Genomic DNA, 15,216 nt, shown 5'->3' on the forward strand with positions numbered 1-15,216 from the left:
CCCAGCAAGCCTTTCGGCCACTGCCAGGCGACCCCGGAGCGCATTTTAACTTGGGGCTTGAGGCTTGCGACTTGTAGCTGCCCCTATACCCTGAACTGCCCCAGGCTGGCCTTGAGTTGCGCTGCCAGTTCGTCCAGCGCACGCGCATTATCGGCAATCGCCGCCACGGCCTCGGCGGCATGCTGCGCCTCGGCATGGATCACCTCGACACGCCCGCGCACCGCGCCCGCCCCTTCGGCCTGGTGAGCCGCCGCCTGAGTGGCCGCATTGATGGCGCCATGCACTTCGTCCACCGACTGCTGCACCGACTGTTGCAGTCGCGCACTGTCGCGCAGCACCTGCAGACCCTCACTGCCCTGCGCGCCCGCCTGAGCGATGGTCGCCACCGCCTCCTGCGCGCCCTGCTGCAATGCCGTGATATGGGTCTGGATGTCACCGGTCGATTGTTGCGTCTTGCTCGCCAGCGCACGCACTTCGTCGGCCACCACGGCAAAACCACGGCCGCTTTCGCCTGCACGCGCCGCCTCGATGGCAGCGTTGAGCGCCAACAGGTTGGTCTGCTCGGCGATGGACTGGATCACCGTCAGCACCACTTCGATCTGCTCGCTCTGCCTGGCCAAGCGTTCGATCACCGCCGAACCATCCGCGACACGCGCCACCAGCCCTTCGATCAGGGCCGACAGACGCTGAGCAATAACGGCATTCTCATGAGCCGCCTGACGGATGCTATCGACTCGCAACAGCGCCTCCTGCATGGCCTGGCTTTCGGCCTGCGCCTCATCGGCCATCTGCTCCAGCGCCTGCAGACTGCCCGCCACCTCGTCACGCTGGCGCGCAGCCGCAGACTCGGCCGCGGCGCCGCGCTGGGTCAGGCTGCGAATCTGCTCGCCGGTACGCAGCGCCACTTCGCCGGATTCACGCACTATGGGCTGCAGCTTGTCCATGAAGCGGTTGACCGCAGCCGCCATCTCCCCCACTTCATCGCGACTGTGGATCTCGACTCGCCGGGTCAGATCGCCCTCACCGGCAGCCAGATCGTTGAGCGCATCGCTGAGCAGACGCAGACGACTCAGCACCCGCCAACCCAACACCAGAGTCACCACGCCCAACGCCAGGGCACCGACCAGAAGCAGCCCCAGAGCGATACTCCAACGCAGGTCATCGGCTGCCAGGCGCACCGACTCGCCGCCATTGCGCGCCATCTCCTGGGTGTAATGCTCGGCCGCCTGCAGGCGTTCACGCAGCGCCCGTGTGGCCTCCTCCGAAGCACCGGACAAACTGCCATCGACCAGGGCTCCGGCACCGCTGACCAGCTTATTGAAACGGCCATCCAAGGCCTTGAGTTCTTCTTCCACTCGATCCAGGGAAAGTCCTAGCTGGACCTTGCCGATGGACGCCCCCATGGGGCTGATATCAGCCTCGACCACATAGACCTGCGGGTCGCGCGAGGCGGCTTCCACCAGTCGATCCAGAGGCGTATCGCCCTGCCCGGCAGCGACCAGCTCACGCACCTTGGCATTGCTGCGGTTGAAATTGCGGGTCAGACGTTTGCCTTCGCCATCGTAGATCACCGCGAAGAGCACCGCCGGATCCTTCTGGGCGATACGCGTCAGTGCCGTCAACGCTGGAATGTCCAGATCCCAGATGGCCTTGGGGGCGACCCCGGCCAGCAGTTGCGCCAACGACTGGCCGGATTGCTTGAGGCTGCCTTCGAGCACCTGGCGCAACTGTGCCTGCTCGCTCTTGAGCTGCCCGGACAAGCCATCGACCAGGCGCACTCGGGTGTTCTGCGACAGCGTCGTCAACCCCTGGCTCATTTCCTGCTGCGCGCCCTTGAGCTCCTGCCCCAGGCGCTGACTCTCACCGCCCAGGCGCTGCGCCAGGTTTGCCACCATTTCGTCCACCGAGGCGCGCATCAACCACAGCGCCAAACCCACCTGCACCAACATGGCGAGCCCCAGCGCGATGAAGACAGGGCGCAACAAACGGCTGCGCAACATGGAAAGCATGGCGAACACAGGCATTACTCCTCGAGACCCAGGCCATTTATAGCGGCGGTTGGCGAAAAACATTTAGCCCACGCAAGCTTCATGCCCGAGCCCGGATACGAAAAGACCGCCTGCGAAGGCGGTCTTTTCAGCGATCGAACCCGCGATCAGGCGAACGGATGACGCAGCACGATGGTTTCGTTGCGATCCGGGCCGGTGGAGATGATGTCGATCGGCGCACCGACCAGCTCTTCCACGCGCTTGATGTAGGCGCGAGCATTGGCCGGCAGGTCTTCCAGGGTCTTGGCGCCCAGGGTGGATTCGCTCCAGCCTGGCATTTCCTCGTACACCGGTTGCAGGCCGAGGTAGCTGTCGGCATCGGTCGGCGCATCGACCAGCACCTGGCCATCCGCATCCTTGTAGCCGGTGCAGATACGGATGGTTTCCAGACCGTCGAGCACGTCCAGCTTGGTCAGGCATAGACCGGAGATGCTGTTGATCTCGATGGCGCGACGCAGGATCACGGCATCGAACCAGCCGCAACGACGGGCACGGCCAGTGGTGGCACCAAACTCGTGACCACGCTTGGCGAGGAAGGCGCCGACGTCGTCGAACAGCTCGGTCGGGAACGGGCCGGAACCGACGCGGGTGGTGTAGGCCTTGGTGATGCCGAGGATGTAATCCAGGTACAGCGGGCCGAAACCGGAGCCGGTGGCGATACCGCCAGCAGTGGTGTTGGAGCTGGTGACGTAGGGGTAGGTGCCGTGGTCGATGTCCAGCAGCGACCCCTGGGCGCCCTCGAACATGATGTCGCGACCGCTGCGACGCAGGTCATGCAGCACGGCCGTCACGTCAGCCATCATCGGCTTGAGCAGCTCGGCGTACTCCATGCACTCGTCCAGGGTCTTCTGGAAGTCGATGGCCGGTTCCTTGTAGAAATGCACTAGCTGGAAGTTGTGGTAATCCAGCAGCTCACCCAGCTTGGCAGCGAAGCGCTCACGGTGGAACAGGTCACCGACGCGCAGCCCGCGACGCGCCACCTTGTCTTCGTAGGCCGGGCCGATGCCACGGCCGGTAGTACCGATCTTGGCATCGCCACGCGCCTTCTCGCGCGCCTGATCCAGGGCCACGTGGTAGGACAGGATCAGCGGGCAGGCCGGGCTGATACGCAGGCGCTCGCGCACTGGCACACCCTTCTCTTCCAGCTTGGTGATCTCGCGCAGCAGGGCGTCGGGGGCCACCACCACGCCATTACCGATCAGGCACTCGACGCCTTCACGCAGGATACCGGACGGAATCAGGTGCAGGACGGTCTTCTCACCGTCGATCACCAGGGTGTGGCCGGCGTTGTGACCGCCCTGATAACGCACCACGGCAGCGGCCTGCTCGGTGAGCAGGTCGACGATCTTGCCCTTGCCCTCATCACCCCACTGGGTGCCCAGGACGACGACATTCTTACCCATAAACTTGTCCTCTTCGCGCAAGCTTCGATGCCGGCCTGCAGCCGGCGAAAATGAAATCAGAGCGCCAACGGCGCCACTTGCCAACGACCGTCGCGCAGCGTCAGCAGCCGATCACAGCCTGCCTCACGCGCATCCGCCTCGCTTTGCCCGGGCAGCGCCTGAACCACACGCACGCCCTCACCGCGCAGGCGACGCACGGCCTGCCACAGATACAGATCATGATTGTCCGGCGCCCAGACCCCTGCCGCCGGCTCTTCCAGGCGCATGCTGCCCAGGGTCACCAGGGTCTTCAGATCGGTGGAAAAGCCGGTCGCCGGACGCGCACGGCCGAACACCGCACCAGTGTCGTCATAACGCCCCCCCTGAGCGATGGCGCCACCCTCGCCCGGCACGAAGGCAGCAAACACCACGCCGGTGTGATAGTTGTAGCCACGCAGCTCGCCCAGATCGAAATACAACGGCAATTCGGGGTAACGCAGCTCCAGCGCATCGGCAATGGCCATCAGCTCGTCCAGTGCGCCGTGTACCGCATCCGGCGCTTCGACCAGAGCCGCCTGAGCCAGATCCAATACTTCGCGCCCGCCGCACAGCTCGGCCAGCGAGCGCAGCATGTTGCCCAGGCCAGCCGGCAGGGCTGCGGTCAGTGTCCCGATCTCGTCCATGGCCTTGCGCTGCAGGGCATCGAACAGTTGCTGCTCGGCCTCGCCAGACAAGCCGGCGGCCTGAGCCAGGCCGCGATAGATGCCGACATGACCGAGATCCATGTGCAGATCCGGCACGGCCGCCAGCTCCAGGGTTTCCACCAGCAGGCTGATCACCTCGATGTCACTGGCCGGGCTGGCATCACCATACAGTTCGGCGCCGAGCTGGATCGGGCTGCGCGAGGTGGTCAACGCGCGCGGCTTGGCATGCAACACGCTGCCGGCGTAGCACAGGCGGCTCGGCCCTTCACGGCGCAGGGTATGGGCGTCGATGCGCGCCACCTGTGGCGTGATATCGGCACGAAAGCCCATCTGCCGACCCGAAAGGGGATCGGTGACCTTGAAGGTGCGCAGGTCGAGATCCTGACCTGCGCCGGTCAGCAAGGATTCCAGGTATTCGATATGGGGGGTGACGACGAACTCGTAACCCCAACGTTGAAACAGATCCAGCACCTGACGGCGGGCTGCCTCGATACGCGCCGCCTCCGGCGGCAGAACTTCTTCGATGCCATCTGGCAGCAGCCAGCGGTCTACCGTTGCCATTTCGCCATTCCCCTCTTGATCCGGGCGGCACAAGCCTTCAGTGAAGCAGATAAAGAAGAGCTGTTCCCAGCAACATGCTGGTCAGCCCCATCAGGCGCAATCGACGGTCGGGCAGGCGTGCCGCCAGCATGACCGCCCCGCGCCAGTGGCGCGGATAGAGGAAGGGCAGGATGCCTTCCAGCACCAGTACCAGACAAAGAGCGATGCCGAGTTCCTGCCACATGATTCCCACAGACGCAAAAAAGCCGGGATTTTCCCGGCTGCCGCATGATAACACGCTCGAAGCTACAAGCCGCAAGCTTCAAGCCGCAAGTAAGCGACCGGCGCCCACTTGCAGCTTGTGACTTGCAGCTCGGAGCCGTTCTCAGGGTTTGGCTTTCTCCAGGTAGCGGAAGAAATCGCTGCCCGGATCGAGCACCAGCACGTCGCGCTTGTCGGCGAAGCTCTCGCGATAGGCCTTCAGGCTGCGATAGAAGCCATAGAACTCCTGATCCTGGCCATAAGCCTTGGCGTAGATGGCAGCCGCCTGCGCATCACCATCACCGCGCAGCTCCTCGGACTGACGATAAGCTTCGGCGATGATCACCCGGCGCTGACGGTCGGCATCGGCGCGAATCCCCTCGGCCAGCTCACGGCCCTTGGCGCGGTGCTCGCGGGCTTCACGCTCACGCTCGGTGCTCATCCGCTCGAACACGCTGCGGTTGACCTCGCGCGGCAGGTCGATGGCCTTGACCCGCACGTCCACCACCTCGATACCCAGCTCACGCTCGGCAGCACGGTTGAGGGTCGCGGTCACGTCCGCCATCAGCGCGTCACGCTCGCCGGACACCGACTCGTGCAGGGTGCGCTTACCGAACTGGTCACGCAGCGAGGCCTCGAGACGACGCGCCAGGCGTTCGTCGGCGACCTGCTTCAAGCCGGATGTCGACTGATAGAAACGCTCGGCATCCTTCACCCGCCACTTGGCGTAGGCGTCCACCATCAGCGCCTTCTTCTCCAGGGTGAGGAAGCGCGACGAGGTGGAATCCAGGGTCAGCAGGCGACCATCGAAGATGCGCACCTGGTTGACGTAAGGGATCTTCACGTGCAGACCGGGCTGGACGTCCGGGTTGACCACGCGACCGAACTGCAGCAATACCGCACGCTCGGTCTGCGCCACGATGTAGAAGCTGTTCCAGGCCACCAGGGCCAGAACCACGGCCACGATCAGGCCGATCAGGGACTTGTTGCTCATCAACGGCTCTCCCGGGTACGCAGGTTACGCTGGGATGGATCGCTGCTCATGGGCACGACCGAGTCTCTTGCCGCAGCACTGCTGCCGCTTGCCGAGCTGCCGGTCGAAGCACCGCTGCGGCTGCTGTCGATCATCTTGTCCAGCGGCAGATAGAGCAGGTTGTTCTGCCCCTTGTCGCCAGTGACCAGTACCTTGCTGGTGTTGCTCATCACTTCCTGCATGGTGTCGAGGTACAGACGCTCTCGAGTGACCTCGGGGGCCTTGCGGTACTCGGTCACCAGCTTGGTGAAGCGATCGGCCTCACCCTGAGCGCGGGCAATGACTTCGTCGCGATAACCGTTGGCCTCTTCCAGCATGCGCTGAGCCTGACCGCGCGCCTCGGGAATCACGCCGTTGGCGTAGGACTCGGCCTGGTTCTTCTCGCGCTGTTCGTCTTCACGGGCACGGATCACGTCATCGAAGGCTTCCTGCACCTCACGCGGTGCGGCCGCACTCTGGATGTTCACCTGGGTGACGGTGATGCCGGTGGCATAGTTGTCGAGGAAACGCTGCAGGCGCTCGCGTACTTCGCTGGCCATCAGCTCACGCCCTTCGGTCAGCACCTGATCCATCTCGGTGGAACCCACCACATGGCGCACGGCGCTGTCGGTGGCGTTCTGCAGGCTGACTTCGGGTTGATCGACGTTGAGCACGAAGTCCTTCAGATTGCTGATGCGGTACTGCACCGTCAGCGGCACTTCGATGATGTTTTCGTCCTCGGTGAGCATCGCCCCCTGCTTGGTGTAGGCACGCTCGCGAGTGACGTTCTCCTGATACTTGCGGTCGAACGGCGGGAAGTAGATGTTCAGACCCGGGCCGACGGTTTCATGGTACTTGCCGAAGCGCAGCACCACCGCCTGCTCCTGCTCGTCAACGACATAGATGGCGCTGTACAGCCAGATCACGGCCAACAGGCCGAGACCGACGAACAGCAGGCCGAAGCCACCGCCACCGCCGCGCCCGGAGTCATCGCCACCGCGCTTCTTGCCGCCGCCGAACAAGCCGTTGAGGCTTTCTTGCAGTTTGCGGAACGCTTCGTCGAGATCCGGCGGGCCCTGGCGCCCACCGCCTTTGCGGCCGCCCCAAGGGTCTTGATTGTTCGAGTTTCCACCCGGCTCATTCCAAGCCATAGCGTTCTCCGTACTGATAAAGCGAAGGCGCGCCCACGGCGCGCCGGCCAATGCTACCCAAAGCCCTGTCCCGACGGCAAAGCACGCGATCCAGGCTTTATTGCAAAGTATGTTGTTCGATGAAGCGTTGCGGCTCCAACCCCTCGCGGCTGACCAGGCGATTGAGTTCAACCCGTGGCAGCCTCACTGACAGCAGACTCTGCCCTTGCTCGTCATACATTTCGTCCTGCACCGCCCCCAGGGCGAAGAATTGCGCCCGCAGGCGCCCCAGCGCCTGCGGCAACTGCAGGGTCGCGACGAACAGATCCTCGCCGAGCAACTCGGCAACCGCCTGACGCAGGCAATCCAGGCCCCGCCCTTCGCGCGCCGACAGCCAGACCCTGACGGGCTTGCCATCCCCATCGCGCTGGATCTGCGGTTCGACACCTTCCAACAAATCCAGCTTGTTGTATACCTCCAGCATCGGCAACTCGTGCGCACCGATCTCCTGCAGCACATTCTGCACCTGCTCGATCTGCGCCATGCGCTCGGGCTCGTGGGCATCGATCACGTGCAGCAGCAGGTCGGAATTGCTCGACTCTTCCAGCGTAGCGCGAAAGGCCTCGACCAGCTTGTGCGGCAGATGGCGGATGAAACCCACGGTATCGGCCAGCACGATGGGCCCCAGGTCATCCAGCTCGAGGCGACGCAGGGTCGGATCGAGGGTGGCGAACAACTGGTCGGCGGCGTAGACCTCGGAGGTGGTCAGGGCATTGAACAGGGTAGATTTGCCAGCGTTGGTATAGCCCACCAGCGACACCGAGGGAATATCCGCACGCCTGCGCCCACGACGCGCCTGTTCACGCTGGCTGCGCACCTTTTCCAGCTTCTGCTTGATCTGGCGGATGCGCACACGCAGCAGGCGACGGTCGGTTTCCAGCTGGGTTTCACCCGGGCCGCGCAGGCCGATACCGCCCTTCTGCCGCTCCAGGTGAGTCCAGCCACGCACCAGGCGCGTACTCATGTGGTCGAGCTGCGCCAGCTCTACCTGCAGCTTGCCTTCGTGGGTACGCGCGCGCTGGGCGAAGATGTCCAGGATCAACCCGGTACGGTCGAGCACACGACACTCGAAGGCGCGCTCGAGGTTGCGCTCCTGACTGGGCGTGAGGGTGTGATTGAAGATGACCAGATCGGCCTCGACGGCCTGAACCTGGTCGCGCAGCTCCTCGACCTTGCCACTGCCGATGAGATATTTGGCGGTCAGGCGGCTGCTGGGGACGCTGAAGAAAGCGACCATGTCGGCACCTGCCGACATGGCCAATTCCTGAAACTCCTGGGGATCTTCGCTCGCCTCGGAGTCCTGGCCCTCCAGATGCACCAGAATGGCCCGTTCACCGCCTTCATGACGCTCGAAGAACAAAGCAGCCCCCTTTAGGCGTTACCCGCGTCGCCTTCGCTGTGCTCGGAGTCGCCAGCGCTGGGCAAGCGCACCGGACGGCTGGGCACGACGGTGGAGATGGCATGTTTGTAGACCATCTGGCTGACAGTGTTCTTCAGCAGAATGACGAACTGGTCGAAAGATTCGATCTGACCCTGCAGCTTGATGCCGTTGACCAGATAAATGGAAACCGGGACGCGTTCCTTACGCAGGGTATTGAGGTAAGGGTCTTGTAGCGAATGCCCTTTTGACATGTGCCGCACTCCTTTCAAGGATCAATTTTCAATAGTTTTAGTAGGTGAACAATGGCTTCAGGCCGCCATCTTCGAGGATAGACGGTCAGCGGCGGCAAGGTCTTAGTCCAATATGGAGACGCTGGCCAGGTATTTCAAGGTGCGAGACAGATTGTCGCAGGCCAGACTGTCCAGCCAGTGCAGATTCTCCCACCCCCGCAGCCAGGTAAACTGCCGCTTGGCTAGCTGTCGAGTGGCAATGATGCCGCGCTCCAGCATTTCGCTTCGAGAAAGCCTGCCGTCAAGGTAATCCCAGACCTGGCGATAGCCCACCGCCCGTATAGACGGCAACCCCGGATGCAAGTCACTTCGTTCGCGCAGGGCTTTGACCTCGCCGATCAGGCCCTGTTCCACCATCGCATGAAAACGCTGGGCGATACGTGCGTGCAGAATCTGCCGCTCGGCCGGCGCGATGGCGAACTGCGCGACAGTATAGGGCAATTGTCCGCCGCCCGGCGTGTCGCAATCGGGATTTCCTGCAGCCTGACGACGCCGGTGCTCGCTCATGCTTAGGCCGCTGACACGATAGACCTCCAGGGCGCGCACCAGCCGCTGCGGATCATTGGGATGGATACGCGCAGCCGACTCCGGGTCGACCTCAGCCAGCTCACGGTGCAGTGCCTCCAGGCCTTCTGCCGCCGCGCGCGCCTCCAGCTCGGCACGCACGGCCGGGTCGGCGCTGGGCATATCGGCCAGCCCCTCGAGCAAGGCCTTGTAATACAGCATGGTGCCGCCAACCAGCAGTGGGATGCGCCCGCGAGCCGTGCTGTCGGCCATCGCCGCCAGCGCATCGGCGCGAAATTCGGCTGCCGAGTAGCTCTCGACCGGGTCGCGAATATCGATCAGGGCGTGGGGAAATTCGGCGAGCACAGCCTTGTCCGGCTTGGCCGTGCCGATATCCATGCCTCGATAGATCAGCGCCGAGTCCACGCTGATCAGGTCGCACGGCAGCACGCGCGCCAGCTCCAGGGCCAGATCGGTCTTGCCGGCGGCGGTCGGGCCCATCAGGAAGATTGCGGGAGGAAGCGAAGACATCGACATGACTCGAAACACGAAAATGGGAGAAGCCCTGACTGCAGGGCCTCACGGGCTCGATTACTGGCCGCGCATGAACAACTTGTCGAGCTGATCCATGCTCAGTTGCGTCCAGGTCGGACGACCATGGTTGCACTGACCACTGCGCTCGGTCTGCTCCATGTCACGCAGCAGGGCGTTCATCTCCGGCAGGGTCAGGCGTCGGTTGGCACGCACCGCACCGTGGCAGGCCATGGTCGCCAGCAACTCGTTGAGGTGGGCCTGAATACGGTCGCTGGTGCCGTATTCGAGCAGATCGGCCAACACGTCACGCACCAGTTGCGTGGCCTGCGCCTGCTTGAGCAAGGCCGGAATCTGGCGGATCGCCAGGCTTTCCTCGCCCAGGCGCTGCAGCTCGAAGCCCAGGCGCTGGAACCACTCGGCGTGCTCCTCGGCGCAATCAGCCTCGCGCTGGCTCAGGGCGATGGTTTCCGGCACCAGCAGCGGCTGGCCGCGCAGGCCCTCGCTGGCCATGGCCTGCTTGAGGCGCTCGTAGGTGATGCGCTCGTGCGCGGCGTGCATGTCCACCACCACCATGCCCTGGGCATTCTCGGCGATGATGTAGACGCCCTTGAGCTGCGCCACCGCATAGCCCAGCGGCGGAATATCGCCCTGCTCCTGCGGCAGCGGTTGTGCCGGGGCAGTAGGCAGCGGCGCGTAGTAGTCGCGGTAGGCCGCCTGCGCTTCGGCAACCGGCACCCCCGGATTGCTGGCAGGCGCCTGGTAACCCGCCCCGGCACCGCGCCAGGCCGGCTGCGGGCTGGCCTGCGGGGTTTCCAGCACGCTGGCAGCCAGGCCCATCTCACCCTGCGGGCCAAACTCGCCAGCCGCCGCGCCGCTTGCGCGCACCATGGGCGTCACGGCTGCCGGCGCCGCCACCTGATCCTCGGGGCGCACGTCGGCCAGGGCGCGATGCAGGGTGCCGTAGAGGAAGTCATGCACCATGCGACTGTCGCGGAAGCGCACTTCGTGCTTGGTCGGGTGCACGTTGACGTCCACCGTGCTCGGGTCGATCTCGAGGAACAGCACGAAGGTGGGATGGCGACCGTTGAACAGCACGTCGCGATAGGCCTGGCGCACGGCATGGGCCACCAGCTTGTCGCGCACCATGCGCCCGTTGACGTAGAAGTACTGCAGGTCGGCCTGACTGCGGGAGAAAGTGGGCAACCCCACCCAGCCCCACAAACGCAGGCCGCCACGCTCGATCTCGATGGGCAGCGCCTGCTCCAGAAAGGCCGGGCCACAGACCGAGGCCACACGTCGCGCGCGGGTCATCTCGTCACCGGCCTCGTGCAGGGCGAGCACAGTCTTGCCGTTGTGGCGCAGGTGGAAGGCCACGTCGAAACGGGCCAGCGCCAGGCGCTTGATGACTTCCTGCAGGTGATCGAATTCGGTCTTCTCGGCGCGCAGGAACTTGCGCCGCGCCGGGGTGTTGAAGAACAGGTCGCGCACTTCCACCGAGGTGCCCACCGGATGGGCGGCCGGCTGCACCCGGGGCTCCATGTCGCGGCCTTCGGTTTCCACCTGCCAGGCCTGCTCGGCACCTTCCGTGCGCGAGGTCAGGGTCAGGCGCGACACCGAACTGATCGAAGCCAGCGCCTCGCCGCGAAAGCCCATGCTGATCACCGCTTCGAGGTCTTCCAGCTCACGAATCTTGCTGGTGGCGTGGCGCGCCAGTGCCAGGGGCAGGTCGTCGGGAGCGATACCGCTGCCGTCATCGCGCACCTTGAGCAGCTTCACCCCACCCTGCTCGACGTCCACATCGATGCGCCGGGCTCCGGAGTCCAGGCTGTTTTCCAGCAATTCCTTGGCGACGGAAGCCGGGCGTTCGACCACCTCGCCTGCGGCGATCTGGTTGGCCAGGCGAGGGCTGAGCAAATGAATACGGGACATGGAACTCACTACTGGGCAGCCAGCGACGTGGCGGGTATCTGCAGAGTCTGGCCGATCTTGATGACGTCGCCGTTGAGCTGGTTGGCACTGCGCAGGGCAGCCAGGCTGACCTGATAACGCTGGGCGATCAGCGCCAGGCTGTCGCCACGCGCCACCACATGCTCGCGCGGGCCCGAGGCGATCTTGCCTTCGTCACGCAGCCAGGCGATATAGGTGCCGGGCGGCGGATTCTGGTGAAAGAACTGCTTGACCCCGCTTGTGATCGAACGCGCCAGCGCCTGCTGATGGCTGGCGGTGTGCAGCTTCCTCGCCTCGTTGGGGTTGGAGATGAAGCCGGTCTCCACCAGGATCGACGGAATGTCCGGGGACTTGAGCACCATGAAGCCGGCCTGCTCGACGCGCCGCTTGTGCAGCGGGGTGATGCGCCCCATGTTGCTCAATACCTTCTGCCCGACATTCAGACTGGAGGTCAGCGAGGCGGTCATCGACAGATCCAGCAGGACGCCGGCGAGCATCTTGTCCTTGTCGTCGAGGCTGACGTTGCCGGCACCGCCGATCAGGTCGGACTGGTTCTCGGCATCGGCCAGCCAGCGCGCGGTCTCCGAGGTGGCGCCACGTTCGGACAAGGCGTACACCGAGGCGCCAAACGCCGAAGAGCGCGGCGCGGCGTCGGCATGGATGGAGACGAACAGGTCGGCGCCCTTCTTGCGTGCTATCTCGGTGCGCTTGCGCAGTGGAATGAAGTAGTCGCCGGTGCGCACCAGTTCGCCGCGGAAGCCCTTCTCGGCATTGATCTGCCGCTGCAGCTCCTTGGCGATGGCCAGGGTCACGTTCTTCTCGTACTGCCCCTTGACCGGCGACAGCGCCCCCGGATCCTCGCCACCGTGGCCGGCATCGATGGCGATGACCACATCGCGCTTGCCATTGGGTACAGGGGTGAGCTTGGGCGGCGCCTGAGTCGGCGTCACCGGCATGGCTGGCGTGCTGGCAGGCGGGCTCGGCGGCTGGGTCGCGGCGTCGGCGGCGCTGGGCTGGTCGAACAGGTCAACCACCAGGCGATTGCCATACTGCTGGTTGGGCGCCAGGGCGAAACTCTTGGGGGTGACCTGCGCCGACAGGTCAATGACCACACGCAACTGATCGGCGCTGCGCTGCGCCGAACGAATGCTGGTGATCGGCGTGTTGCTCAAAGCAAGTTGATCCAGATTGGTCGCCAGCTTGGCGCCGCTGATATCGATGACGATGCGATCGGGCGCAGCCAGGGTGAATACGCTGTGCTCCACCGGCCCGGACAGGTCGAACACCAGCCGCGTATTGTCGGGAGCGCGCCAAAGCCGCACGCCGCGCACGTCGGAGGCGGCCAGCGCCTCGGCGACGAGGGCCGCCCACAACAGCATCACAGCGGTAACCAGCGCGCCTATGCGCATAACCAACCCCATCGACTCTTGTTCATTGCTTGCCGCTCAGGGCCTTGCACCAGGCCTCCCCTCGAGCCCCATGCCCCTGCAGCAACAGCGAACGGCCGCCCGCTTGGGGGCTAATGGTAATGTCCATGTCCGGCTTTGGCAAAACGCCGGCGCCACGCTGCGGCCACTCGATCAGGCACAGGGCGTCGCCCTCGAAGTAATCGCGGATACCCAGGAACTCCAGCTCCTCGGGATCGACCAGGCGATAGAGGTCGAAATGAAAGGCGCGCACTGTGCCGATTTCATAGGGTTCGACCAGGGTGAAGGTAGGACTCTTCACCGCCCCGGCATGGCCTAGCCCACGCAGGATGCCGCGCGACAGGGTGGTCTTGCCGGCCCCCAGGTCGCCATGCAGATAGATGATGCCAACGCCGGCGCTGACCTGGGCGATACGCGCCCCCAGCTCCAGCATCGCCGTTTCGTCGGCGGCTTCGAGGGTCAACTCAGACAAGGACAGAACTCCTCCAGTAACAGACGAATGGTCGCCGGCAGATCACCGGCGGCCAGACCACGGCCCTGCAACGCGAGTGCTTCGCCCGCGCAAGCATGCAGCCAGACCGCCAGGCAGGCAGCATCGAAGGCGACCATACCCTGCGCCAGCAAGGCAGCAATCAAGCCGGTCAGGACATCGCCCAGGCCCGCCCCCGCCATGGCCGGATGGCCCCGGTCGCACAGTGCCAGGCGCCCATCCGGGGCAGCGATCAGACTGCCAGCCCCCTTGAGCACCACCACCGCGCTGTAACGTTGCGCCAGAGCATGCGCGGCGCTCGGGCGATCAGCCTGCACGGCAGCAGTATCCAGCCCCAGCAAGCGTGCGGCCTCGCCCGGATGGGGCGTCAGCACGATTTGGCGCGGCGCGGTGACCTGGCCGGCAGCCAGCAGATTGAGCGCATCGGCATCCCACACCTGGGGCAGGCTGCGCCCGGCGACGGCGGACAGCAGGCTGCGTGACCAGCCGCTCTGCCCCAGGCCCGGGCCAACTGCGCAGACATCGGCGCGCTCGAGCAACGCCAGCAACTGATTGGCCGACGCCACGCCCGTGCACATGATCTCGGGGCGCCGCACCAGGGACGCGCCAACATGCTCCGTCCGTGTCGCCAGCGACACCAGCCCCGCACCGGCACGCAAGGCGCTGTCGGCGCAGAGCAGGGCCGCACCGCCCATGCCCAGGTCGCCGCCCACCACCAGCAGATGGCCGAGCTGGCCCTTGTGCGCCAACGGCGAGCGTGCCGACAGCCGCGGCACGTTGGCAGAATCCAGACGCTGCGCCAGGCAAGGGGCCTGCGCCAGCAACTCGGCATCACCCTGTAGGTCATCGAATTGCAGCTCGCCACATAGCTGCGGCCCCAGCCCGGTGAACAGGCCGAGCTTGAGGGCGATGAAGGTCAGAGTCAGATCCGCCTGCACCGCGACGCCCAGGCAGGCGCCGTTGTCGGCATGCAAACCGGAGGGAATGTCCACCGCCAGTACCGGCAGGCCGCTGCCATTGATCGCCTCGATGGCCTGGGCATAAGGCTCGCGCACGGCGCCGCTGAGGCCGGTGCCGAGCAAGGCATCGACCAGCACCCCCGCCAGCGGCACGGACACACTCCAGGGCAGGATCTCGACACCCGCGCTGGTCGCCTCGCGGCAGGCCTGGGCGGCATCACCCTGCAGCGTTTGCGGGTCGCCCACGGCCAGCACGCGCACCCGCCAACCGGCGCGCTGGGCCAATGCGGCGATCAGGTAACCATCGCCGGCATTGTTGCCACGCCCGGTCAGAACGGTGATTTCGCCCGCCTCGGGCCAACGCCGGCGCAGCGCGCGCCAGGCGGCATGGGCGGCTCGGCTCATCAGCTCGAAGCCGGGGGTGCCAGCGGCGATCAGGCGGGTATCGAGCTGGCGCACCTGTGCGGCACTGTGCAGGCTGCAGGGTAAGGGTGTGGAATGCGGTTGCATGGCTCGCTCACGGCGGATGTCTGGCAGAATTATACCC

General features: G+C 65.0%; 13 protein-coding genes. All 13 read right to left on the minus strand.

Going from position 1 to position 15,216, the window contains the following annotated elements:
• Nucleotides 1–83: 83 nt before the first annotated feature.
• A complete protein-coding gene (locus tag PVE35_RS21940; protein ID WP_277372969.1) occupies nt 84–2,018 on the minus strand; it encodes a methyl-accepting chemotaxis protein in 1,935 nt (644 codons plus the stop codon).
• Between the two features lie 137 nt (nt 2,019–2,155).
• Nucleotides 2,156–3,451 (minus strand): adenylosuccinate synthase, encoded by a 1,296-nt coding sequence (locus PVE35_RS21945; RefSeq protein WP_268179196.1) that lies wholly within the window; start codon nt 3,449–3,451, stop codon nt 2,156–2,158.
• Between the two features lie 56 nt (nt 3,452–3,507).
• Nucleotides 3,508–4,695 (minus strand): ATP phosphoribosyltransferase regulatory subunit, encoded by a 1,188-nt coding sequence (locus PVE35_RS21950; RefSeq protein WP_268179197.1) that lies wholly within the window; start codon nt 4,693–4,695, stop codon nt 3,508–3,510.
• A 37-nt stretch (nt 4,696–4,732) separates the two neighbouring features.
• A complete protein-coding gene (locus PVE35_RS21955) occupies nt 4,733–4,918 on the minus strand; it encodes a DUF2065 family protein (protein WP_268179198.1) in 186 nt (61 codons plus the stop codon).
• Nucleotides 4,919–5,059: 141 nt separating this feature from the next.
• A complete protein-coding gene (hflC, locus tag PVE35_RS21960) occupies nt 5,060–5,929 on the minus strand; it encodes a protease modulator HflC (protein ID WP_268179199.1) in 870 nt (289 codons plus the stop codon).
• Nucleotides 5,929–7,098, minus strand: coding sequence for an FtsH protease activity modulator HflK (hflK, locus tag PVE35_RS21965; protein WP_268179200.1), 1,170 nt, complete (start codon nt 7,096–7,098; stop codon nt 5,929–5,931). The genes hflC and hflK overlap by 1 nt, the downstream gene beginning before the upstream one ends.
• Nucleotides 7,099–7,195: 97 nt before the next feature.
• Complete coding sequence (gene hflX / locus PVE35_RS21970; RefSeq protein WP_277372970.1) at nt 7,196–8,497, minus strand: ribosome rescue GTPase HflX; 1,302 nt, start codon at nt 8,495–8,497, stop codon at nt 7,196–7,198.
• An 11-nt stretch (nt 8,498–8,508) separates the two neighbouring features.
• Entirely contained in the window at nt 8,509–8,769 is a 261-nt protein-coding gene (hfq, locus tag PVE35_RS21975) for an RNA chaperone Hfq (RefSeq protein ID WP_268179202.1), read from the minus strand.
• Between the two features lie 102 nt (nt 8,770–8,871).
• Complete coding sequence (gene miaA, locus PVE35_RS21980) at nt 8,872–9,843, minus strand: tRNA (adenosine(37)-N6)-dimethylallyltransferase MiaA (protein ID WP_277372971.1); 972 nt, start codon at nt 9,841–9,843, stop codon at nt 8,872–8,874.
• A gap of 60 nt (nt 9,844–9,903) precedes the next feature.
• Nucleotides 9,904–11,784, minus strand: coding sequence for a DNA mismatch repair endonuclease MutL (mutL, locus tag PVE35_RS21985; RefSeq protein ID WP_277372972.1), 1,881 nt, complete (start codon nt 11,782–11,784; stop codon nt 9,904–9,906).
• On the minus strand, nt 11,784–13,214 hold the full coding sequence (locus PVE35_RS21990) for an N-acetylmuramoyl-L-alanine amidase (protein ID WP_268179205.1): 1,431 nt from the start codon (nt 13,212–13,214) through the stop codon (nt 11,784–11,786). The genes mutL and PVE35_RS21990 overlap by 1 nt, the downstream gene beginning before the upstream one ends.
• 10 nt (nt 13,215–13,224) lie before the next feature.
• On the minus strand, nt 13,225–13,692 hold the full coding sequence (tsaE, locus tag PVE35_RS21995) for a tRNA (adenosine(37)-N6)-threonylcarbamoyltransferase complex ATPase subunit type 1 TsaE (RefSeq protein ID WP_268179206.1): 468 nt from the start codon (nt 13,690–13,692) through the stop codon (nt 13,225–13,227).
• Complete coding sequence (locus PVE35_RS22000) at nt 13,680–15,179, minus strand: NAD(P)H-hydrate dehydratase (protein ID WP_277372973.1); 1,500 nt, start codon at nt 15,177–15,179, stop codon at nt 13,680–13,682. Before PVE35_RS22000 ends, tsaE begins: the two co-directional genes overlap by 13 nt.
• Between the last annotated feature and the right edge of the window lie 37 nt (nt 15,180–15,216).

Origin of the sequence: Pseudomonas sp. AA-38 (assembly GCF_029457475.1) — a bacterium.
Taxonomy (GTDB): Bacteria; Pseudomonadota; Gammaproteobacteria; order Pseudomonadales; family Pseudomonadaceae; genus Aquipseudomonas.